Raw genomic sequence first — 19,496 nt, 5'->3', positions numbered from 1 at the left:
TCAGGAGATGGCATCCGCCTCAATATTTACTATCTGCGGCAAGATGGCGTCCAGCAACGGCATGCCCTGTGGCGTTATCGTTACATGGTCGCCATCGGCATCAAGGGTGATCAGTCCAAGCTGCGCAATCTTTTCGACAGCGGTGATGTCAAGCAGGTCCTTCGCGGCGATTGCTGTCCGCTCCGATAATCGGACTAGGCTTATACCCTCGGCGAGGCGAAGTCCCATTAACAGGCTCTCGGTGGCCCGACTTGCGGCATCGAGTTGGTCCTCGCTAGCCATGCCATGCGCGTTACGCGCCACGGCTGACAGAAAATTCTCTGGCTTTTTATGACGTTGCGTTGCGATGTTGAGACGACGTCCATGAGCGCCGGGACCAATGCCGATATAATCATCATAACGCCAATAGCTTAGATTGTGGCGGCTTTCGCTGCCAGAGCGCGCATGGTTGCTGATTTCATAGGCCGGGATACCAGCGGCGAACGTTATGTGTCCGGTCAATTCATACAGAGTCGCGGCATCATCATTATCGGCGGGAACGAACTGACCAGTGCGCACTAAAGTCTCGAACCTCGTACCTGCCTCAATAGTAAGCTGATATAGCGACATATGGTCTGTGCCAAATGATAGGGCGCGTTGGAGCTCGGCCTCCCATTGGTTGGCCGTCTGATCAGGTCGTGCGTAAATCAGGTCGATGTTGACCCTGCCGAAATGCCGTTGGGCAATTGTGAGGGCATTAAGGCTTTCAACCACCGAATGCGCGCGCCCAAGAAATCCAAGAGCGTCATCATCCAAGGACTGAAGCCCAAGCGACACGCGGTTGACGCCCGCCGCTGCAAGGTCTGCGAAGCGCGCGGCCTCGACCGAGGAGGGGTTTGCCTCCAAGGTGATTTCGATATCGTTGGCAAAGCCCCAATATTGTTCGGCGGCTTCAATCAGTGCAGCAACCGTGGACGGTGGCATAAGCGACGGCGTGCCACCGCCAAAAAAGATCGACGTCAGCTTACGGCCCGGCGTCAGCGCTGCCTCATACGCCATATCCGCCAGCAACGCCGCGCACCAGGAGGCTTGGTCTACCGTTTCGCGGACATGGCTGTTGAAATCACAATATGGGCATTTCGAAACGCAAAATGGCCAGTGGATGTAAAGGGCAAGGGGGCTGGGCAACAGATTTCCTGACCTGCCCGCGATCAAGAGAATACTGCCGCCACCAACTTGCGGAACGCGTCGGCCCGGTGGCTCATGGCATGTTTCTCTTCGGGATTAAGCTCGGCAAACGTTTCGCTTCGTCCCTCAGGCACGAACACAGGGTCATAGCCAAAGCCCAGCGTCCCGCGTGGCGGCCAGGTAAGGCTGCCTTGCACGCGGCCTTCGAAGACCTCATGATGTCCATCAGGCCATGCAACCGCGAGCGTACAAATGAAAAACGCGCTTCGGTCAGTGCCGGGACCAAGCTCGGCCAGCTTACCCTCAACCTTGCCCATCGCCATGTACCAGTCGCGACCTGGCCCGCCTTCGAACGGCTGCGTTTCCGCCCAATCGGCCGTGTAGACCCCTGGCGCGCCACCCAAGACCTTAACACACAGGCCGCTGTCGTCAGCCAACGCGGGGAGGCCCGCCCCTTGCGCGGAGGCATGAGCCTTAAGCAATGCGTTCTCGGCAAAGCTGGTGCCGGTTTCTTCAGGCTCAGGCAGACCCAGTTCGCCAGCGGACACGGGTTCGATGCCAAAAGGTGCAAGCAAGGCGCGAATTTCGCGCACCTTGCCTGCGTTATGGCTGGCGATCACCAACTTACCCGGTTCGAGTTTACGGTGAGTCATAAACGTCTACTTACCTAACCGCTTCAGCCTGAACCGCGAAAATCCGGTCGGTTCCCATGCGTGCCAACCGAAGCAGACGCAGCAAACCTTCCTCATCATATGTTGCGCCTTCAGCCGTAGCTTGAACTTCGGCGATCTGGCCGCCTTCCGTCAAAACAAAATTTGCATCGGCATCGGCATCGGAATCTTCGATATAATCAAGGTCGAGAACGGGTGTGCCCTTGAAGATTCCGCAGCTCACGGCAGCAACACGACCGCTAATCGGGTCTTCCTTGATTGCGCCAGACGCAAGCAGGCCATCAACCGCAAGGCGCAACGCTACCCAAGCGCCGGAAATCGCAGCTGTGCGGGTGCCGCCATCGGCCTGCAAGACGTCGCAGTCGACGGTGATCTGATGTTCGCCAAGTTTCTTGAGATCAACTATGGAGCGTAAGGAACGGCCAATTAGTCTTTGAATTTCCTGAGTCCGTCCGGACTGCTTGCCTTTTGCCGCTTCGCGTTGGCTGCGGGTGTGGGTAGCGCGGGGCAGCATCGAATATTCTGCCGTGACCCAGCCTTCACCCTTGCCGCGCAACCAAGGTGGAAGGCGGTCTTCGATGCTGGCGGTCACCAGCACGCGAGTATCACCGAAACCGATGAGGCAACTGCCTTCGGCATGTTTAGTGAAATGGGTTTCTATCGAAATGGCGCGCATTTCGTCTGGCGCACGGCCGGATGGACGCATGATGTTCTCCTGATAACGGGTTGATCGCTGCAATAGCCTGCCCCGCTTGCTTTGCAAGCGCGCGGTGCGCTACATTGCGACTTGTGAGCCAGACCCCCATCAATGAACTGAACGATCGCACGCGGATCATTTTCCGGATGGTAGTTGAAAGCTATCTGGACAATGGCGCGCCTGTGGGTTCGCGGACAATCTCTAAATTTGCCGGCCTGAACCTTTCGCCTGCCTCGATCCGCAATGTTATGCAGGATTTGGAGGAGGCGGGATATCTCGCCTCACCGCACACCAGCGCTGGCCGCGTGCCGACTGAGAGCGGTCTGCGCCTGTTTGTTGACGGCATGATGCAATCAGCAGAACCCTCCGCCGAAGAACAGCGCGCGATTGAATCACAGATCAGTGGCGATGGCCCAATTGAAGAGGCGCTGGCGGCAGCGACATCCGTTCTATCAGGGCTATCTGCCTGCGCCGGTATCGTCCTGGTGCCAAAGCGTGACGCCGTCCTGAAGGCATTCAGCTTTGCACGCCTTTCGTCGACACAAGTGCTCGCGATCATGGTGGGTTCGGATAACAGCGTGGAAAACCGGCTTGTTTCGATTGACCCGGCTATCAGCGAGTCCATGCTCGTAGAGGCAGCGAATTACATCTCGTTCCGGCTATCGGGGCTGACCCTGTCTGAAGCTCTGGTGCGGCTCGACCACGAGATTCGTGCCGAGAAAGCAGAGCTTGATGCCGCAAGCCAGAAGCTCGTTCGGGATGGCCTCGCAATTTGGTCGCTGGATGCGAATGACAGGCCAGTGCTCATCGTGCGCGGACAGTCGAACCTGATTGACGATGCGGCAGCTGCAGACCTTGACCGCGTGCGGCAACTGCTGGATGAACTGGAAAGCAAAGAGGAAATTGCAAGGCTGGTCGACAGTGCGCGGGAGGCGCAATCGACGCGTATATTCATTGGTTCGGAAAATAATCTTTTCTCATTATCTGGATCATCTGTCATCGCCGCCCCTTATCGTGAGGCGGGTGGTAAGGTGGTCGGCGTTGTTGGCGTGATTGGTCCGACACGGCTGAATTACGCGCGTATTGTTCCTATGGTGGACTTTACCGCGCAAGCGCTCAGCCGTTTAATTAAGTGACTGGCCGCTTGATGAAATAGAATTGCTTTCTATATGCGGTCAGCAACAAACGACCTCAGTGTCGCAACGTAAATGGGTTAATCAGGTTTATGACAGACAAGAAATCATCGGCTTCCGATACCGCAGTAGAACAGGAACTTGAAGGCGTGCCAGAGCATATGATGGATGATACGCCAGAGGCGACCGACGCTGCCGACGCCAAGCTTGCGGCGCTTGAAGAAGAACTTGCCGCTGCCAAGCAGGAAGTTTTGTACGCGCAGGCCGAAACGCAAAATGTGCGCCGCCGTATGGAGAAAGAAGCGCAGGACGCACGAGCTTATGCCGCAACAGGCTTTGCCCGCGATGTGTTGTCGGTGTCCGACAATCTGTCACGCGCGCTGGAAGCAATCCCGGCCGAAATGCGTGAGAGCGAAGCGATGAAGCCGCTGGTCATTGGTTTGGAAGCCACTGGCAGGGAGTTGGAAAGCGTGTTTGCGAAAAACGGCATTACCCGCATCGCCGCCATGGGCATGCCGCTTGATCCAAACCAGCATCAGGCGATGGTCGAAATTCCAAGCACCGATGCCGAACCTGGCACAATCATCGCCGAAATGCAGGCCGGGTACATGATCAAGGACCGGCTTTTGCGGCCTGCTTTGGTTGGGGTGGCGAAGGCAGCGGAGTAACCTGCGCGCACTCTAACATAGCCGTCATTCCCGCGCAGGTGGAATGATAAAGTTCGGGGGTAGTTTCGACGGCGCGTCTCCGCTATCCAGCGCCACCCATGACCACAGCGGCAATCCCGATGGACCGTCAGTCCCCTTGGCGCGACGAGCTTCGTGCAACCTTATCGCTTGCGTGGCCGCTGATTCTGACCAACCTGTCGATGTCATTGATTGGCGCGACGGATGTGGTGATGGTGGGTTGGCTTGGGCCAACGGAGTTGGCCGCGGCATCGCTTGGGTTTAACCTGTGTATGACCGCGGCGATTTTCTGCATGGGTTTGGTGACCGCGACTGCGCCGATGATGGCGAGCGAGCGCGGTGCTAAGGCGCATTCGGTGCGCGATATCCGCCGCACATTCCGGCAGGGGCTTTGGGTGGCGGTCGCGATCATGATCCCGATCTGGCTGGTCCTGTGGCAAACCGAAGCTGTCCTGCTCGCACTTGGCCAGCAAGCCGAGCTTGCGTCCAAGGCAGAAAGCTACGTTCGGGCCTATATGTGGTCGATTCTGCCTTTTCTGTGGTTAATTATCGCGCGGAATTTTCTGTCTGCTCTCGAGCAACCCATGTGGTCTCTGGTCATTGGAATACTGGGTGTCTTCGCCAACGCCGCGTTTAACTATGTCCTCATTTTCGGCAAGCTTGGCGTGCCGGCATTGGGGCTGGTGGGCGCAGGCATTGGCAGCATTCTCGCCAATAGTTTCATGTTTTTGGGCATGGTGGCGGTAATCACTTATCATCCCAAGTTCCGGCGCTATCATCTATTTGGGCGCTGGTGGCGCAGCGACTGGCCTCGTTTTCGAGCGTTATGGAAACTTGGCCTGCCAATTGGCGTAACGATGGGCCTTGAAGGCGGAGTCTTTGGCGTTGCGGTCATGCTGATGGGCCTGATTGATACCGCCTCGGTCGCGGCGCATGCAATTGCGCTCCAAGTTGCGAGCGTTACCTTCATGGTCCCACTTGGCCTCGCGCAGGCAGCTACCGTTCGCGTTGGGATAGGTTACGGCAGGCGTGATTTGCAGATGATCCGGCGTGCGGGTTGGACCAGCTTTGTCATGGGCACCGGGTTCATGGCGACCATGGCCGTGGTGATGTGGACTTCGCCGGAATGGCTGATTTCAATGTTCATTGACAGGGACGCTTCAATTAACGCTGAAGTTGTTCAGCTTGCTATCAGCTTCCTTGCGATTGCCGCGCTATTCCAGATTGTCGATGGAGCGCAAGTCGTCGGCGCTGGAATGCTGCGCGGATTGCACGACACGACTATGCCCATGCTGTTCGCCGCCTTTGGTTATTGGGTGGTAGGCATTGGCGTTGGGGCGTGGCTAGCCTTTTGGCAGGGGTGGAACGGTGTAGGCATTTGGGTTGGCCTGGCGACCGGGCTTGGCATTGTTGCCGTCCTGATGCTGGTGCGCTGGTCAATGCGGGCTCGTCTTGGCCTGCTGCCATTAGAAAGGTAAAACGCCGTCATATTGCGAAAGCGGCGGCGCGCCTGCGACTTTCGCCCCGTTACGCAAAAGGAAGATATGGCGAACGATCTCGGCTTGCTGCTCAAGCCCGTATTGGTCGAGTTTCCATCCGGGTTTCAGGCTGTAGTCATATCGGCAAAACGGGTGCCGACGCAGTGGCAGGAAAATGCCCTTTTGGTGCTGCCACACATGCACGAGTTCATGGATGAACAGGCCTTGTAATTTCAGGTCACGATCGCAGAAGTCATCGCAGAACAGATTGCCTTTGGGGTGAAACCACAAATGGCCATTGGGTGCCATTGTGACGCGGCGCGGCTGAAGCCACCAATATTTACGGTTATGTATCCGGATACTGTGGTAATCGAGCGCCGATCCAAAGACCGACTCTGCCAATGCCCGTTCGCGCACTGTTAAAGGCCTGCCGGATTTATGTGGGCCGAACATTCATGTGCCCCACTTGCTTATGTCGTCGTTGGTCATCCTGAAACAATTTGTACTCTGCATGCCCAATGTCGGGGATAACGGAAAGTGGTGGAACATCGTAACGGAAATATTGCGAAGCATCTGTTACCCATCAATTGCCTTTTTCTCGTCGGGATCGCTGCCGTCGACTTCCTGAACACGCGCTTTCACGAGAATGCGGACATTGTTTGAAAACAGAAACTCGGTTTCAATTTCGCCCAATCTGCGTGGAATGAGGTTTACGCCCCACATCATGACATGCTTACCGCCTTTTTTGAAGGCAACTGTTTCGCCGGATGGGATGAGCACGCGACCCATCGGTGCCATGGTCACCGCGCCAGTCTTTTCGTCAACCGTTACGTCATGCATTTCCGTGCGGACTGCAGACGGCGAACTTACACGAAGCAAATATACATCTTCTGGCCCGCCATATACGTTGAAATGAAAGGCCGACGGATTGCTGTCGACTGGCGACAATGTAAGCACGGCCTCCTTTACTTTTAACTGCGGGGTTGGACCGCATGAACCCAGCAACAAGGCTGTCGCGGTGGCGCATAATGTGAATATCCGTCGGTTCATATTGCCCTCATCTTGTTGTCAGGTTTGTCCAGCATCGGGACTGTCCTATACAGAATTTCTACTTACTTTTTGCCTATCTAGATGTGCCGAAGTCTTGTGCCAAGAGAATTGGCACCTATATCGCCGCTACAACGTCACGTTGCGGAGACACCAGTGCCTGATAGGGCTGGTACGTAATGAGACAGGGTGAAGTTCAATTTTAAAATTTCGGGGTAAGTTTTTATGGCTAAAGTTATTGGTATCGACTTGGGCACGACAAACAGCTGCGTTGCGGTAATGGACGGCGGCAAGCCCAAGGTCATCGAAAATGCGGAAGGCGCGCGTACAACGCCCTCGATCGTGGCATTTGCCAAAGACGGCGAGCGGCTGATCGGACAACCTGCAAAGCGTCAGGCTGTCACCAATCCAGAAAGCACGATCTTCGCGGTGAAGCGCCTTATTGGCCGCCGCTTCGATGATCCGATCACCAAGAAGGATACCGAACTTGTTCCTTATGACATCGTCAAGGGCAAGAATGGCGATGCTTGGGTTAAGGCCGGTGGCGAAGATTATTCGCCGTCGCAGATTTCGGCATTTATTCTTCAGAAGATGAAGGAAACGGCTGAGGCCTATCTTGGCGAGACGGTAACCCAGGCGGTTATCACCGTGCCTGCGTATTTCAACGACGCGCAACGTCAGGCAACGAAAGACGCCGGCCAGATTGCCGGTCTGGAAGTGCTGCGTATCATTAACGAGCCGACTGCTGCGGCTTTGGCTTATGGCCTGGACAAGGACGAAAACAAAACCATCGCGGTCTATGACCTTGGTGGCGGTACGTTCGATATCTCGATTCTTGAGGTCGGCGACGGCGTTTTCGAAGTGAAATCGACCAATGGCGACACATTCCTTGGCGGCGAAGATTTCGATAGCAAGCTGGTGGAGTATCTCGCGGCGGACTTCCAGAAGGCCGAAGGCATTGACCTCACCAAGGACAAGCTTGCACTTCAGCGTCTGAAAGAATCAGCCGAAAAGGCAAAGATTGAATTGTCCTCGGCGCAGACGACCGAAGTCAACCTGCCGTTCATCACGGCTGACCAAAATGGTCCCAAGCATTTGGTGAAAACAATTACGCGTGCAGACCTTGAGAAGCTGGTCGAAGACCTTATCAAGCGCACGCTTGAGCCATGCAAAAAGGCGATTGCCGATGCGGGTATTAAAGCCGACGCGATTGACGAAGTCGTGATGGTCGGCGGTATGACCCGTATGCCAAAGGTGCGCGAAGTTGTTAAAACCTTCTTTGGCAAGGAACCGCATACCGGCGTGAACCCGGACGAAGTTGTTGCGATGGGTGCAGCTATTCAGGCTGGCGTATTGCAAGGCGACGTTAAGGATGTGCTGTTGCTCGACGTGACACCGCTCTCGCTCGGTATCGAGACGCTCGGTGGTGTGTTCACACGCATGATCGACCGTAACACGACGATCCCGACGAAGAAGAGTCAGGTCTATTCGACCGCCGAAGACAACCAGAACGCCGTTACCATTCGCGTGTTCCAAGGCGAACGTGAAATGGCTGCAGACAATAAGTTGCTCGGCAATTTTGATCTTGTGGGCATCCCGCCAGCGCCGCGCGGTGTGCCGCAGGTTGAAGTGACGTTCGACATCGATGCCAATGGCCTTGTCAGCGTGACCGCGAAGGACAAGGGCACGGGCAAGGAACAGCAGATCAAGATTCAGGCATCGGGCGGTTTGTCCGATGCAGATATTGACCAGATGGTCCGCGATGCCGAGGCGTTTGCCGAGGAAGACAAGAAGCGGCGTGAAGCGGCTGAGGCAAAAAACAATGCGGAAAGTCTTGTCCATACCACAGAGAAGCAGCTTGAAGAGCATGGCAGCAAAATTGATGCAGCCTTGAAGGTCGAAATCGAGGCGGCTGTGGCTGAAACGAAGACTGCCATCGAAGGTGGCGATTCAGAAGCGATGAAGGAAAAGGCAACTGCCTTGGCCCAGGTCGCCATGAAGCTTGGCGAAGCAATCTATAAGGAAGAGCAAGCCGCCGGAGCTTCGGCAGGTGCCGCATCGGAAGAGGCACCAGCAGATGACAATGTCGTTGATGCCGAATTTTCCGAAGTCGAAGACGACAAGAAAGACTGATGTTGAATATTTCCGACCGTCGCCACCGAAACGCAGCGACGGTCGGGAAGACCGAGGATTAGTCAGTCATGAATCTCGACATTGATTATTATGAATTGTTAGAAGTCGAGCGGACAGCGGATGACAAAACGCTGAAATCCGCTTATCGACGGATCGCGATGGAATGCCATCCCGACCGCAACCCCGGCTGCGATAAATCCGAAGCCAAGTTCAAGGCGATTAGTCAGGCCTACGACGTTCTGAAAGATCCGCAAAAGCGTGCGGCCTATGACCGTTTTGGGAAGGCTGCATTTGAAAATGGCGGCATGGGTGGCGGCGGACAGGGCGGCGCAGGCTTTGGCGACTTTTCCGACATATTCGAAAGCTTTTTTGGCGATGCCTTTGGCGGACGCCAAAGAGGTCCCGCGCGTGGTGCCGACCTGCGCTATGACCTCGAAATTTCGCTTGATGAGGCTTTCCACGGCAAGGACGCCGAAATCACGATTGACGTCGCTACGGCGTGTGGCACGTGCGAAGGTACGGGCGCTACGCCCGGCTCCGGCAAACGCCGTTGCAACCTGTGCGCTGGCCACGGAAAAGTACGCGCGCAGCAGGGCTTCTTTGTGGTCGAACGCACTTGCCCCACCTGTCATGGTCGCGGTGAGGTGATTGAAGACCCATGCCGTGTTTGCGGAGGCGAAGGCCGGGTCGATGAACGCAAAACTATCGCGGTAAATATTCCACCCGGCGTCGACGAAGGCACGCGCATTCGTGTCGCGGGCAAAGGTGAAGCCGGGCCATATGGCGCAGCGGCTGGAGACCTTTATATCTTCATCCATCTTTCGCGGCATAAGGTGTTCGAACGTGACGGCACCACATTGTTCTGCCGTGTGCCCGTAAGTTTCACCACAGCGGCGCTGGGCGGCGAAATCCGCATTCCGGGCCTTGATGGCGCGGAACATATCATCATTGTTCCAGAGGGCATACAATCGGGCAAACAGCTTCGCCAACGCGGCGCTGGCATGCCCGTGCTTCAAGGGCGAGGACGCGGCGATATGGTTATCCAGATTGACGTGGAAACCCCTTCGAGGCTGTCTGCGCGGCAAAAGGAAATCCTGCGTGAGTTCCGCGAAACCGAAACCGGGGAGGAATGCCCGCAATCAACTGGCTTTTTCGACAAGCTGAAGGGGATCTGGGACGGCATAACCCCCTGAACGGGTCGCTTGCCAAGCAAGAATTTACATTTAATAACGCTGTCAGAAGGAGTTTCCTCATGCGTTATTTATTGGCTTCAGCTGCTCTCATTATTTCCGCTCCCGTTTTGGCCCAGCAGGATCTATCCAAAGTGGAAATCAAGGCTGAGCAGATCGCACCAGGCGTTGCGGTCTTGTTCGGCGCTGGTGGAAATATTGGCGTGTCTTATGGTGAAGACGGTACAGTCCTGATTGACGACCAATTTGCGCCACTGACGGGCAAAATTCAGGCGGCTGTTGCGGCGCTTGGCGCACAACCGGTGAAGTTTCTGGTCAACACCCATTGGCATTATGACCATACGGGCGGGAACGAAAACTTGGGTAAAGCGGGCGCCGTAATTATGGCGCACGACAATGTCCGCGTCCGTATGGCGGCTGGTCAAGGGAACCAGAAACCAAGTGCGAAGGCCGCGTTGCCGGTGGTCACTTATGCTGATGGTCTAAAACTGCATCTGAATGGCGAAGAGGTACGTGTCATTCACATGCCAGCAGGACACACCGATGGCGACTCGATTGTCCATTGGACCAAATCAAATGTTATCCACATGGGGGACCTTTTCTTCTTGCGGATGAGCTTCCCATTTGTGGACGCGAGCAGCGGCGGCCATGTGCGCGGCGTCATCTCCGCAGCCGATAAAGCGCTTGCGATTGCCGATGACCAGACGACGATTATCCCCGGTCATGGCGAAGTCGCAACGAAAGCGGACTTGCAGCAATATCGGGATATGATTGCACAGATTGTTGCCAAGGTTGAAGCCAGTATCAAGGCAGGCAAAACGCTTGAGCAGGTAAAAGCTGAGCGGCCAGCCGACGGCTATGGCGTGAAAGCAGACGGTTTCATCACCGCCGACCGCTTTGTTGAAACCGTTTATAATATGGTGAAGTAACCGGTCAGATGTCGATCTGATCCACCTCGGTTCGTAAGGAGTTTATGAGGGGTTGGATGTGTGAAAGCCTGTCCTGCTCCTCATCCAGAATGGCATGGAAAACGAGCCGCTTATATGTCTGCACCCTGCTTGAGTCGAACGCATGCCCAGACGGCAATGATGATACCAAAATGTCGATGAGCCGCTCCGCCCCGTGCAAGCGTCCCCATAAATAGTCATTCTCCCTATAGGATCGGCTAAAAAACGCCCCGAAATTGTTGAACTCTATACCCTTTAGGGTCGCTGTTGCGCCACCTTTACGGATAGAGGTGCAATCCTCCGGTGAAATGCGGTCTACCTTGACCGGGTCGAATTCGTCGAAGCCCTCGTCCTGCAACAAAGGAAGGGTCGCGATATCATAAAGTGCATACCCCAGATATCCGAGCAGCATGATCCGGCGCGCCTCGACGGGAAGCGTGAGCAAAGCCTCGCACAGGATTTTATCAACCCGTGCGTCCGTGCGGACAAGATCACGTTGCAGGGCCAAATGGTCCATTAAACCGGCTGGATTGGTAACTCCTGTTTGTGCGGCCAAGGCAAAGTCGATGCCCAGAAATTCAGCGGTTTCCAGATCAAGGAATAAAGCAAGGCAGCGGTAAATTGCATCGCGCATTTTGGCGATGTCTTCGCCGGGCACATCAATGACATGCTCCACCTCCTCGGTCAGATGTCTGGCAAGAAAGCGAAGGCGTCTTATACGGAACCGCAGGTCATGAGCCCGGAAAAAGGCGATGGCCTTTCGCGTTGTCTGCTTCCCGCTGTCATGTGGCAGATTATCCAGGCCGCGAACCCTGATTTCGGCCCACAGCGCATTGCGGAGATGGCGGAAAAATTCGCTTGATGCATCGGGCATGCTGCGACGCGCGGTTGCGATTATGTCATCAACGACGCCTGCAATTTTCAGATGGCTATACGCACGGTAACTGAAACCCGCTGCGATAATTGCTTTCTCCTGTGCGGATTGCCGCCATTTTTGCATGCGAGCGGCTGTTGGCTGGGTTAAAAACCAAGTCTTGCCAAGCAATGTCTCAACGGTGCTTTCAACTTCATTACGCAAGCTATCGATGACCCGCTGCATTCGTTCAATCCGTTCGGAACGGCCGGTGATTTTTTCCAGACTGTCACGGATAGGCTGCTCGCGTGGTATGTTTGAAGTCGCACCCAATATCGTGGCGAAAAACCCAGGGGGCTTTCGCGGAGTATCGGCGCTGCCATCAGCATTGCGACGGCCGAAGCGGAAACTGGGGCGGCCGGGCTTCGGATCGATATATACGAAGCGCCGGTCTACTTCGCGCCTTGCCGGGCGGTTACGCAATGCTGCAATCGCCTGGTTAAAGGGCGCATTGGCCAAAACAGAGCCGTCGATCAACATCGTGTCCTCTGCTGCGTTGGCGGCGAATTGCTGCGGCAATATGCGTTTTAAAAAGGCACTGCGGCCAGACCACGATACGTTTTCGCGTGCAAGCAAACGGTCAAGTTCGCGCACGGAAAAGGGCGGAAACGCACCGGGAAAGCTCGCTGTTGCCCGCGCTGCAAATATGAGTTCTGGAATGTCCGCAAGTCCTGTCCGGCCCCGCGTCGAAAAATCTACTGTGATTCGGTGTTCTGACTCAGTCACTATTTCCGGGCTGTTCAGACGCAGGACCTGATCATGTCCGTTGAAATCCGTAACCGTGACAAACAAATCCAAAGGCTGGTTTGAAGGCAAAAGCAGCGGCCCCTTGGTGCTGGCCGCCATCGCGTTGAGCGCATCCAGTAGTAATTTGGAGAACACGTTGCCGCCGAAGGGCGGGGCGAACCATCGGGCCCGCACAAAGCGCGACAGCTTTGCCGCGACTTCCTCTTGCGCTTCCTTTGCCACCGTCCGTTCAACTGCCCCGCCGCGTCGCCGCAATATCATCCACGCAATCGGCGCCGCCCAGAATTTGGTAAAGCGGGACAGCGGCCTGGCATCCGGATCGAGCAGGACATCAACGTCCGCCATTTCAAGCCACATATCGGTCAATGGCTCAAGCGATTGCCCCGTAACGATTGCCTGCGACAGGAAAATTCCGTTGATTCCGCCCGCGCTTGATCCGGCGATGATGTCAGTCAATACCCGCAGTTTCACACCGCTCACACGGGACATTTCTGAAAGCAGATCGTGATAGACGATCTCGCTGCGTCTCAATGGAGGCAGACCGTCGTGATATGCGCGGCTGGCACGAACCATATGCCAAATTTCACGGGTGACGCCGTGCATATAGATGGCAAGGCTAACCCCGCCATAGCAAATAAGCGCCAGTCTGAGTTCTTTTTCGCGCATGATAAGGGTGTGGCATCAGGGAACGCCCTGCGCAAGCGCCGAAACTTTGCTATTATTTCTTGAGTTCTTGATTTGTTCTGATAGTCGTCGCCAATGGCAAAGGCAAAGCGCAGATATATATGTCAGGCATGCGGTTCCGAATCGAACCGATGGCAGGGACAGTGCGATGACTGTGGCGAATGGAACACATTGGCTGAGGAGGCGAGTGCAACAGTATTCGAGTTAAAGCATCATTTGCATTCGGGTGGCCGTGCGGTTGAGCTGTCGGGACTCAATACAGACATCAAACTCCCCGAACGCGCATCCACCGGCATTTCCGAATTTGACCGCGCGCTGGGTGGCGGGCTTGTGCCGGGGTCGGCGACCTTGCTGGGCGGAGATCCTGGAATTGGCAAATCCACATTGTTGTTGCAAGCTGCCGCTAATCTCGCGCGGCGCGGTCTCGCCGTTGCCTATATTTCGGGTGAAGAAGCGGTTGACCAGGTACGGCTGCGCGCACGTCGGCTCGGGCTTGGCGATGCACCCGTGCAACTCGCGGCTGCCACCTCAGTGCGCGATATTTTGACAACTATGGCACAAGGCGCCCCGCCGGCGTTGTTGGTAATTGATTCCATTCAAACGATGCACAGCGACCTGATTGAAGGCGCACCCGGCACCGTCAGTCAGGTGCGCGCGTCGGCGCAAGAGCTTATTCGCTTCGCCAAAGAACGCGGTACTGCTTTGATGCTGGTTGGTCATGTGACGAAAGACGGAACGATTGCCGGACCGCGCGTTCTTGAACACATGGTCGACACGGTATTGTCTTTTGAAGGCGAACGCAGTCATCAATACCGGATATTGCGGGCGTCCAAGAACCGGTTTGGCGGGACCGATGAAATCGGCGTTTTTGCCATGGTCGAAGAAGGGTTGACCGAGGTTGGTAACCCCAGCGCATTGTTCCTGACAGATCGGGCTGAGCAAGTGACGGGCGCGACAGTGTTCCCGGCGTTGGAAGGTACCCGCCCGGTACTCGTTGAGATCCAGGCGCTGACTGTCCGGCTATCTAGCGGCGCTACACCTCGCCGAGCGGTTGTGGGCTGGGACAGTGGAAGGCTGGCTATGATATTGGCGGTGCTTGAAGCCCGTTGCGGATTGAGTTTCTCAACGGCAGAAGTGTATCTCAACATTGCGGGCGGATATCGTATATCGGACCCCGCCGCGGATCTTGCAGTGGCAGCCGCACTGGTTTCGGCTTTGGCGGAACGGCCGTTGCCGTCCGATGCTGTGTTATTTGGCGAGGTGGCGTTATCCGGCGAAATCCGTCCCGTAGCACATGGCGCACTTCGGCTGAAGGAATCTGCGAAGCTGGGATTCAGCCGCGCTTTGGTTCCACCGTCGGTGAAAGGGCAGGCCGGTATTTCAACGCAAGAGTTCCGCACGCTTGCCAATCTCGTTGACCATATGCTGGGACGCCACTAAATCCACTCCGCACGGTCGCAAGGGCATCGGCATTAGACGTTCCACGCCGGTTACTAGCGACGCGTTTGGAAATTGGGGCAACAGGAACAGATGACCGCACTCGATATTATCGTCCTGTTTTTCCTCGGCAGCGGCGCCGTGTTCGGATTTTTGCGCGGTTTTGTACAAGAAGCTCTGTCGATGATCGCCTGGGTGCTGATTATCGTCGCTGTCCGTATGCTCCATGCCCCCGCAACGGCTGCATTGGCAGAAGCAGTCGGCTCTGACTCCGGGGCAGCGGTGCTGGCCTTTTTGGCGATCGTCATCGTCATTTACGCGCTGGGCAAATGGATTTCGAAATCAGTCGGAGCCAAGTCGCGCAAGTCCGTCCTTGGCCCCATTGACCGCGTACTTGGTTTTGGTTTCGGCATGCTCAAGGGCCTTATTATGGCAACTTTGTTATTCCTGTTGTTTGTGATGGGATATGATGTGGTTTACGGCGCGGATGAAGTTCGGCCTTTGTGGATGACAAGTTCGCGGACATATCCGCTGCTGAACGCTAGTGGTGATGCTATGTCCGAATTCGTACGCGAACAACCTCTTGCTGACGATCCTTTGCTCGAAACGGCAGATTGATGGATTCCACACTTTACAACCGGGACATATTGCGGTTGGCGACATCGCTCGTGGCGGATCACCGTATTGAAATTCCAGATGGCACCGCCGAAGTGCGGTCGCCATTGTGTGGTAGCCGGATTGCGGCGGATATCGTGACTGATGCCAATGGTCTCATTTCTCAGCTTGCACTGCGCGCCAATGCATGCGCGCTCGGTCAAGCCTCCGCCGCTATTTTGATGAACAATGCGGTGGGTCTGGGTGTTTCAGAGGTTGCAGAATTGCGCGATGGTGTTGCATCTGCGTTAAAGCGTGCGGGCGACATGCCGTCATGTTGGCCGGAGCTTGCCCTGTTGGCAGCTGCCTGCGATTTTCCGTCTCGCCATGCCGCGATATTGTTGCCTTATGACGCAGTTCTTGCGGCGGCCGAGCGCGCCAACGAAATAACCTGATGGAGGAAGCATCGCACCATTTGGTCGCTGATGTAATGTTGGGCGGGGTGGTGCTGCTTGGTGCTGCGCTCGTCGCGGTGCTGATTTTCCGGCGTCTGGGGCTTGGCGCTGTCCTTGGTTACCTGGTCGCCGGTATTGCCATTGGTCCTGATGGCCTGGCTCTGATTGATGCGCCTCAGACGATATTGGCCTATTCCGAGATCGGCATCATCCTGCTTCTGTTCCTTGTCGGGCTTGAACTGTCGCCCGGCAGGCTGTGGCTGTTGCGGCGTGATATCCTGCTTTTTGGGCCGTTACAGGTTATCTTGTGCGGGCTTGGCATGTTTGCTGTGGTCCATTTCGCCATGCCGAGCTTTAGCTGGCAGGCCGCGTTAGTCCTTGGCCTGCCCCTGGCATTGTCGTCGACGGCACAGGTGCTCCCTCTGCTCCAATCTCGCGGCCGGATGAAAACAGATTATGGCGAGAAAAGCTTCTCCATCCTGCTGTTTCAGGACATTTCCATAGTTCCTTTGCTGACTATCGTTGCTGCCCTGTCGCGCGCACCTGCCGAAGAAGGCGCGATAGAAGGATGGTATCTTGTTCTTTACGCTGCAGTGGCGATAGCCGGGCTGGTGTTGGCCGGCCGCTATCTGCTGTCGCCATTGTTGCGGCTGGTCGGCAAAATTTCGGAACGGGAATTGTTTATTGTCACTGGACTATTTACCGTTTGCGTTAGCGCCGCAGTGATGCAGGCGATTGGCGTGTCGCCGGCGCTAGGTGCCTTCGTCGCAGGGGTCATGCTGGCAGAATCGCCTTACCGACACGAGTTGGAGGCGGACATTGATCCGTTCCGTTCGATACTGCTTGGGTTATTTTTCCTTGCCGTGGGCATGTTGCTCGATGTTGATGTCATTTTGTCCCAACCCTTTTTCGTGGCGGGACTTGCAGTGGCGCTGGTCGCCGTAAAGACTGTCGTCATCTTCGCGCTTGGCCGGTTCTTTGGTCTCCAAAGCAAACAATCTATCATCATGGCTATGCTCTTAAGCCAAGGAGGCGAATTTGCGTTCGTATTGTTCGCAGCGGCGCAGCAGGCGTTGTTGATTGAGCCTGAGGCCGCAAGCCTGTTCGGTGCGGTTGTAACGTTGTCGATGGCGACAACGCCATTCCTCATGATCATCGCGGGCAAGCTTGCCGCGCGGAAGGGCCGGGAGGATGTGCAGCTTGATGACCCTGAGCTGGCATCTCAAGCCAATGTCATCATCGTCGGGCATGGTCGTTTCGGGCAGCAGGTATCACAAATCATGCAAGCCGCCGGGCTTTCAGTGACGTTGATTGACATCAACCCGCAGACCATCGATCGCAGTGGCGACTTTGGCTTCAAGGTATTTTACGGCGACGGCACGCGCGTTGACTTGCTGAAGCGCGCAGGGGGGGAAGACGCTCAGGCAATCTTCTTCTGCATTGATGACAGGTATATGACCGCAGAATCACTGATGCCTGTACGCCAGACATTTCCGCGCACTAAGCTGTTTGTGCGTGCATTCGACCGGCAGCAGGCTCTTTTGCTGATGACAGACGACGGCATTAGCATCATGCGGGAAGTGTTTGAATCCTCCATCCGCATGTCCGCCGATGCGCTCAAATATTTCGGCACCGAACGGGAAGCCATTCATAACATCATAGAGGAATTCCGGCGGCGTGACCGCGATCGGCTGAAAGCGCAATTCGCGAGTGGCGATATGCACGCCGGAACACGGCACAGTTTTGGCGGCGATGATTCGGATGACTTCCTAATTGCTCAGGATTGAGCTTCGCTATCGAGGAATGCGGCGACATCCTCGAGTAGTACATTCTTTGACAAGAATGTCTGGCCAATACCCTTTGCCAGCAGGAAGGGAAGCGTGCCTCCGCTCATTTTTTTATCATGTCGCATATGATTAACCAAAGTGGCGCCGTTGGCGGAAACGCCGGCATCCGATAGCGTCGTTGGCAGACCAGCGCGCCGCAACAGCGCCTCGACCCGAATGGCGTCGCCCGTGGGACAAAGGCCTAGACGGACCGAATACCGAAACGCCAGCGCCATCCCTGCGGCAACTGCCTCGCCATGAAATAGTCGATCCGAAAATCCAGTGTCCGCCTCCAAAGCATGGCCGAAAGTGTGCCCCAAATTAAGCAAGGCACGCGTACCGTTTCGCTCGGTCTCGTCGGCTGCGACCACCCGCGCCTTGGATTGCACAGACCGGATGATCGCTTGCGCGCGCACAACAGGGTCACCCGCAAAAAAGCTGTCGAGATTGTCGTCGCAGTAATTAAAGAAATCGGCGTCGTCGATAAGGCCATATTTCACCACTTCTGCAAAACCGGCCGCGAGCTGGCGGGTGGGTAATGTCTGTAACAGGTCAGGATCGATAAGCACCAACGCCGGTTGATGGAAAGCACCGACCAGATTTTTGCCAGCCGCACTGTTGATGGCAGTCTTGCCACCTACACTGCTGTCCACTTGAGCAAGCAAAGTCGTCGGAATTTGCACAAAGGCACATCCGCGCTTGATTATATGGGCAGCGAAGCCTGTGATGTCGCCCACCACGCCGCCGCCAAGCGCGATTATATGGTCGCTGCGCTCAACATGATGTGCAAGCAGCCAATCTGTGAGCTGTTCCAATTGCATCCAACTTTTACCAGCTTCGCCCGCTGGCAGTGTGAAGGTGGCACATGAAACGCCCGCCATGCGCAGTGCAGCTTCAAACTTTGGCAGAACGGCGGCAGCGACATTTTTGTCGGTCACAACCAGCAGTCGACCGTCACGAGCATAAGATGGAAGAATATTGCCGACGTTGTTCAGCAAGCCAGCTTGTACGTGAATTTCATAGGGCGTGTTGGACAGTTCAACAGATATCACGGTCATGCGGCGAGGGCCTTTAAGATGTTTTCGACGGTCCGGACATGCGGCGACGTATCGCTGCGGACATGGAAGTTCGCGGCGGCATAAAGCGGGTTTCGGATCTTGCCAAGTTCGGTCAGAACTTCGACCGGGTCTTTGCCTTTCAACAACGGGCGATGGTTTCGCCGGGATACACGGTCCGCCAGCACATGCACATCCGCATCAAGCCAGATGGACGTTGCCCGTTCCAATATCAGCGCGCGCGTTACCGGGTTGACGAATGCACCCCCGCCTGTCGCAATGACTTTGGGTTCGCCGTCGATGAGTCTTGCAATAACCCTCCGTTCCCCATCACGAAAATATTCCTCGCCAAATTTATCGAATATCTCAGCAATCGATAGCCCTGCTGCCTTTTCAATTTCGTCATCCGCGTCGACAAATGCTGTACCGAGTCGGGTCGCAAGGCGTTTGCCGATGCTGGTTTTGCCAACACCCATCATGCCGACAAGCACAACCGGCTGCGTGATGACTAAGTCGAGTTGTTTGTCCTGCTTTTGGTTTTGTGGTTCTTGATGTAGCGCCATTGTGCCGTAGCTATATATCGGCTTAGCTTAAGCCGAAAGCAGTTTGCTGCGTTATAAATTTGCGCTGTAACAG

The 19,496-nt window shown here is 55.6% G+C and carries 18 protein-coding genes; 10 read left to right on the top strand and 8 right to left on the bottom strand.

Annotation, left to right across the window (positions count from 1 at the left end):
• The 3 genes from hemW to rph are packed head-to-tail and all read right to left on the bottom strand — an operon-like array spanning position 1 to position 2,544.
• Positions 1 to 1,170, bottom strand: coding sequence for a radical SAM family heme chaperone HemW (gene hemW / locus ACK4S7_RS00600; RefSeq protein ID WP_409643427.1), 1,170 nt, complete (start codon positions 1,168 to 1,170; stop codon positions 1 to 3).
• Between the two features lie 20 nt (positions 1,171 to 1,190).
• Positions 1,191 to 1,820, bottom strand: coding sequence for an RdgB/HAM1 family non-canonical purine NTP pyrophosphatase (gene rdgB, locus ACK4S7_RS00595; RefSeq protein WP_409643393.1), 630 nt, complete (start codon positions 1,818 to 1,820; stop codon positions 1,191 to 1,193).
• A 10-nt stretch (positions 1,821 to 1,830) separates the two neighbouring features.
• Complete coding sequence (gene rph / locus ACK4S7_RS00590) at positions 1,831 to 2,544, bottom strand: ribonuclease PH (RefSeq protein WP_409643391.1); 714 nt, start codon at positions 2,542 to 2,544, stop codon at positions 1,831 to 1,833.
• Between the two features lie 83 nt (positions 2,545 to 2,627).
• On the opposite strand from rph, the gene hrcA reads away from it, so the two are divergent.
• From hrcA to ACK4S7_RS00575, 3 genes are all read left to right on the top strand, one after another.
• Complete coding sequence (gene hrcA / locus ACK4S7_RS00585) at positions 2,628 to 3,671, top strand: heat-inducible transcriptional repressor HrcA (RefSeq protein WP_409643389.1); 1,044 nt, start codon at positions 2,628 to 2,630, stop codon at positions 3,669 to 3,671.
• Positions 3,672 to 3,760: 89 nt separating this feature from the next.
• The gene (gene grpE, locus ACK4S7_RS00580; RefSeq protein WP_409643387.1) at positions 3,761 to 4,336 is read left to right on the top strand and encodes a nucleotide exchange factor GrpE; all 576 of its coding nucleotides are present in this window, start codon (positions 3,761 to 3,763) and stop codon (positions 4,334 to 4,336) included.
• A gap of 98 nt (positions 4,337 to 4,434) precedes the next feature.
• Positions 4,435 to 5,832 (top strand): MATE family efflux transporter, encoded by a 1,398-nt coding sequence (locus tag ACK4S7_RS00575; RefSeq protein ID WP_409643385.1) that lies wholly within the window; start codon positions 4,435 to 4,437, stop codon positions 5,830 to 5,832.
• On the opposite strand, the gene ACK4S7_RS00570 is transcribed toward ACK4S7_RS00575, so the two are convergent.
• Both ACK4S7_RS00570 and ACK4S7_RS00565 read right to left on the bottom strand, forming a co-directional pair.
• On the bottom strand, positions 5,821 to 6,285 hold the full coding sequence (locus ACK4S7_RS00570; protein WP_409643383.1) for a vgr related protein: 465 nt from the start codon (positions 6,283 to 6,285) through the stop codon (positions 5,821 to 5,823). The genes ACK4S7_RS00575 and ACK4S7_RS00570 overlap by 12 nt on opposite strands.
• A 123-nt stretch (positions 6,286 to 6,408) precedes the next feature.
• Positions 6,409 to 6,882 (bottom strand): copper chaperone PCu(A)C, encoded by a 474-nt coding sequence (locus ACK4S7_RS00565; RefSeq protein ID WP_409643381.1) that lies wholly within the window; start codon positions 6,880 to 6,882, stop codon positions 6,409 to 6,411.
• A 222-nt stretch (positions 6,883 to 7,104) separates the two neighbouring features.
• On the opposite strand from ACK4S7_RS00565, the gene dnaK reads away from it, so the two are divergent.
• The 3 genes from dnaK (at position 7,105) to ACK4S7_RS00550 (ending at position 11,131) form a co-directional block, all read left to right on the top strand.
• Complete coding sequence (dnaK, locus tag ACK4S7_RS00560; protein WP_409643379.1) at positions 7,105 to 9,012, top strand: molecular chaperone DnaK; 1,908 nt, start codon at positions 7,105 to 7,107, stop codon at positions 9,010 to 9,012.
• A 68-nt stretch (positions 9,013 to 9,080) separates the two neighbouring features.
• Positions 9,081 to 10,205, top strand: coding sequence for a molecular chaperone DnaJ (dnaJ, locus tag ACK4S7_RS00555; protein WP_409643377.1), 1,125 nt, complete (start codon positions 9,081 to 9,083; stop codon positions 10,203 to 10,205).
• Between the two features lie 59 nt (positions 10,206 to 10,264).
• Complete coding sequence (locus tag ACK4S7_RS00550) at positions 10,265 to 11,131, top strand: MBL fold metallo-hydrolase (protein ID WP_409643375.1); 867 nt, start codon at positions 10,265 to 10,267, stop codon at positions 11,129 to 11,131.
• Positions 11,132 to 11,135: 4 nt separating this feature from the next.
• Here ACK4S7_RS00550 and ACK4S7_RS00545 read toward each other — a convergent pair whose 3' ends face one another.
• Positions 11,136 to 13,475 carry a patatin-like protein gene (locus ACK4S7_RS00545; protein ID WP_409643373.1) on the bottom strand — a complete coding sequence of 780 codons (2,340 nt, stop codon included), beginning with the start codon at positions 13,473 to 13,475 and terminating at the stop codon, positions 11,136 to 11,138.
• Positions 13,476 to 13,568: 93 nt separating this feature from the next.
• Between ACK4S7_RS00545 and radA the strand changes: the two genes are divergently transcribed.
• The 4 genes from radA to ACK4S7_RS00525 all read left to right on the top strand — a co-directional run bounded on the left by radA (position 13,569) and on the right by ACK4S7_RS00525 (position 17,766).
• Positions 13,569 to 14,933, top strand: coding sequence for a DNA repair protein RadA (gene radA / locus ACK4S7_RS00540; protein ID WP_409643371.1), 1,365 nt, complete (start codon positions 13,569 to 13,571; stop codon positions 14,931 to 14,933).
• Between the two features lie 90 nt (positions 14,934 to 15,023).
• The gene (locus ACK4S7_RS00535; RefSeq protein ID WP_409643369.1) at positions 15,024 to 15,548 is read left to right on the top strand and encodes a CvpA family protein; all 525 of its coding nucleotides are present in this window, start codon (positions 15,024 to 15,026) and stop codon (positions 15,546 to 15,548) included.
• Entirely contained in the window at positions 15,548 to 15,979 is a 432-nt protein-coding gene (locus tag ACK4S7_RS00530; protein WP_409643367.1) for an iron-sulfur cluster assembly scaffold protein, read from the top strand. The genes ACK4S7_RS00535 and ACK4S7_RS00530 overlap by 1 nt, the downstream gene beginning before the upstream one ends.
• On the top strand, positions 15,979 to 17,766 hold the full coding sequence (locus ACK4S7_RS00525; protein WP_409643365.1) for a monovalent cation:proton antiporter-2 (CPA2) family protein: 1,788 nt from the start codon (positions 15,979 to 15,981) through the stop codon (positions 17,764 to 17,766). Before ACK4S7_RS00530 ends, ACK4S7_RS00525 begins: the two co-directional genes overlap by 1 nt.
• On the opposite strand, the gene aroB is transcribed toward ACK4S7_RS00525, so the two are convergent.
• Together aroB and ACK4S7_RS00515 are read right to left on the bottom strand one after the other, a co-directional pair.
• Positions 17,757 to 18,863 carry a 3-dehydroquinate synthase gene (gene aroB, locus ACK4S7_RS00520; RefSeq protein ID WP_409643363.1) on the bottom strand — a complete coding sequence of 369 codons (1,107 nt, stop codon included), beginning with the start codon at positions 18,861 to 18,863 and terminating at the stop codon, positions 17,757 to 17,759. The two genes, ACK4S7_RS00525 and aroB, sit on opposite strands and share 10 nt — an antisense overlap.
• The gene (locus ACK4S7_RS00515) at positions 18,860 to 19,423 is read right to left on the bottom strand and encodes a shikimate kinase (RefSeq protein WP_409643361.1); all 564 of its coding nucleotides are present in this window, start codon (positions 19,421 to 19,423) and stop codon (positions 18,860 to 18,862) included. The genes aroB and ACK4S7_RS00515 overlap by 4 nt, the downstream gene beginning before the upstream one ends.
• Between the last annotated feature and the right edge of the window lie 73 nt (positions 19,424 to 19,496).

The sequence above is a fragment of the Sphingorhabdus sp. genome (genome assembly GCF_046292425.1).
Classification (GTDB): Bacteria; Pseudomonadota; Alphaproteobacteria; order Sphingomonadales; family Sphingomonadaceae; genus Sphingorhabdus_B.
Note: the sequence above shows the minus strand (reverse complement) of the source record. Positions and strands in the feature narration are given on the sequence as shown.

Coding starts and splice junctions, on each gene's coding strand:
- rdgB (WP_409643393.1), bottom strand. CDS start 1,820: ATGACTCACCGTAAACTCGAACCGGGTAAGTTGGTGATCGCCAGCCAT.
- rph (WP_409643391.1), bottom strand. CDS start 2,544: ATGCGTCCATCCGGCCGTGCGCCAGACGAAATGCGCGCCATTTCGATA.
- grpE (WP_409643387.1), top strand. CDS start 3,761: ATGACAGACAAGAAATCATCGGCTTCCGATACCGCAGTAGAACAGGAA.
- ACK4S7_RS00575 (WP_409643385.1), top strand. CDS start 4,435: ATGACCACAGCGGCAATCCCGATGGACCGTCAGTCCCCTTGGCGCGAC.
- ACK4S7_RS00570 (WP_409643383.1), bottom strand. CDS start 6,285: ATGTTCGGCCCACATAAATCCGGCAGGCCTTTAACAGTGCGCGAACGG.
- ACK4S7_RS00565 (WP_409643381.1), bottom strand. CDS start 6,882: ATGAACCGACGGATATTCACATTATGCGCCACCGCGACAGCCTTGTTG.
- dnaK (WP_409643379.1), top strand. CDS start 7,105: ATGGCTAAAGTTATTGGTATCGACTTGGGCACGACAAACAGCTGCGTT.
- dnaJ (WP_409643377.1), top strand. CDS start 9,081: ATGAATCTCGACATTGATTATTATGAATTGTTAGAAGTCGAGCGGACA.
- ACK4S7_RS00550 (WP_409643375.1), top strand. CDS start 10,265: ATGCGTTATTTATTGGCTTCAGCTGCTCTCATTATTTCCGCTCCCGTT.
- ACK4S7_RS00545 (WP_409643373.1), bottom strand. CDS start 13,475: ATGCGCGAAAAAGAACTCAGACTGGCGCTTATTTGCTATGGCGGGGTT.
- radA (WP_409643371.1), top strand. CDS start 13,569: ATGGCAAAGGCAAAGCGCAGATATATATGTCAGGCATGCGGTTCCGAA.
- ACK4S7_RS00535 (WP_409643369.1), top strand. CDS start 15,024: ATGACCGCACTCGATATTATCGTCCTGTTTTTCCTCGGCAGCGGCGCC.
- ACK4S7_RS00530 (WP_409643367.1), top strand. CDS start 15,548: ATGGATTCCACACTTTACAACCGGGACATATTGCGGTTGGCGACATCG.
- ACK4S7_RS00525 (WP_409643365.1), top strand. CDS start 15,979: ATGGAGGAAGCATCGCACCATTTGGTCGCTGATGTAATGTTGGGCGGG.
- aroB (WP_409643363.1), bottom strand. CDS start 18,863: ATGACCGTGATATCTGTTGAACTGTCCAACACGCCCTATGAAATTCAC.
- ACK4S7_RS00515 (WP_409643361.1), bottom strand. CDS start 19,423: ATGGCGCTACATCAAGAACCACAAAACCAAAAGCAGGACAAACAACTC.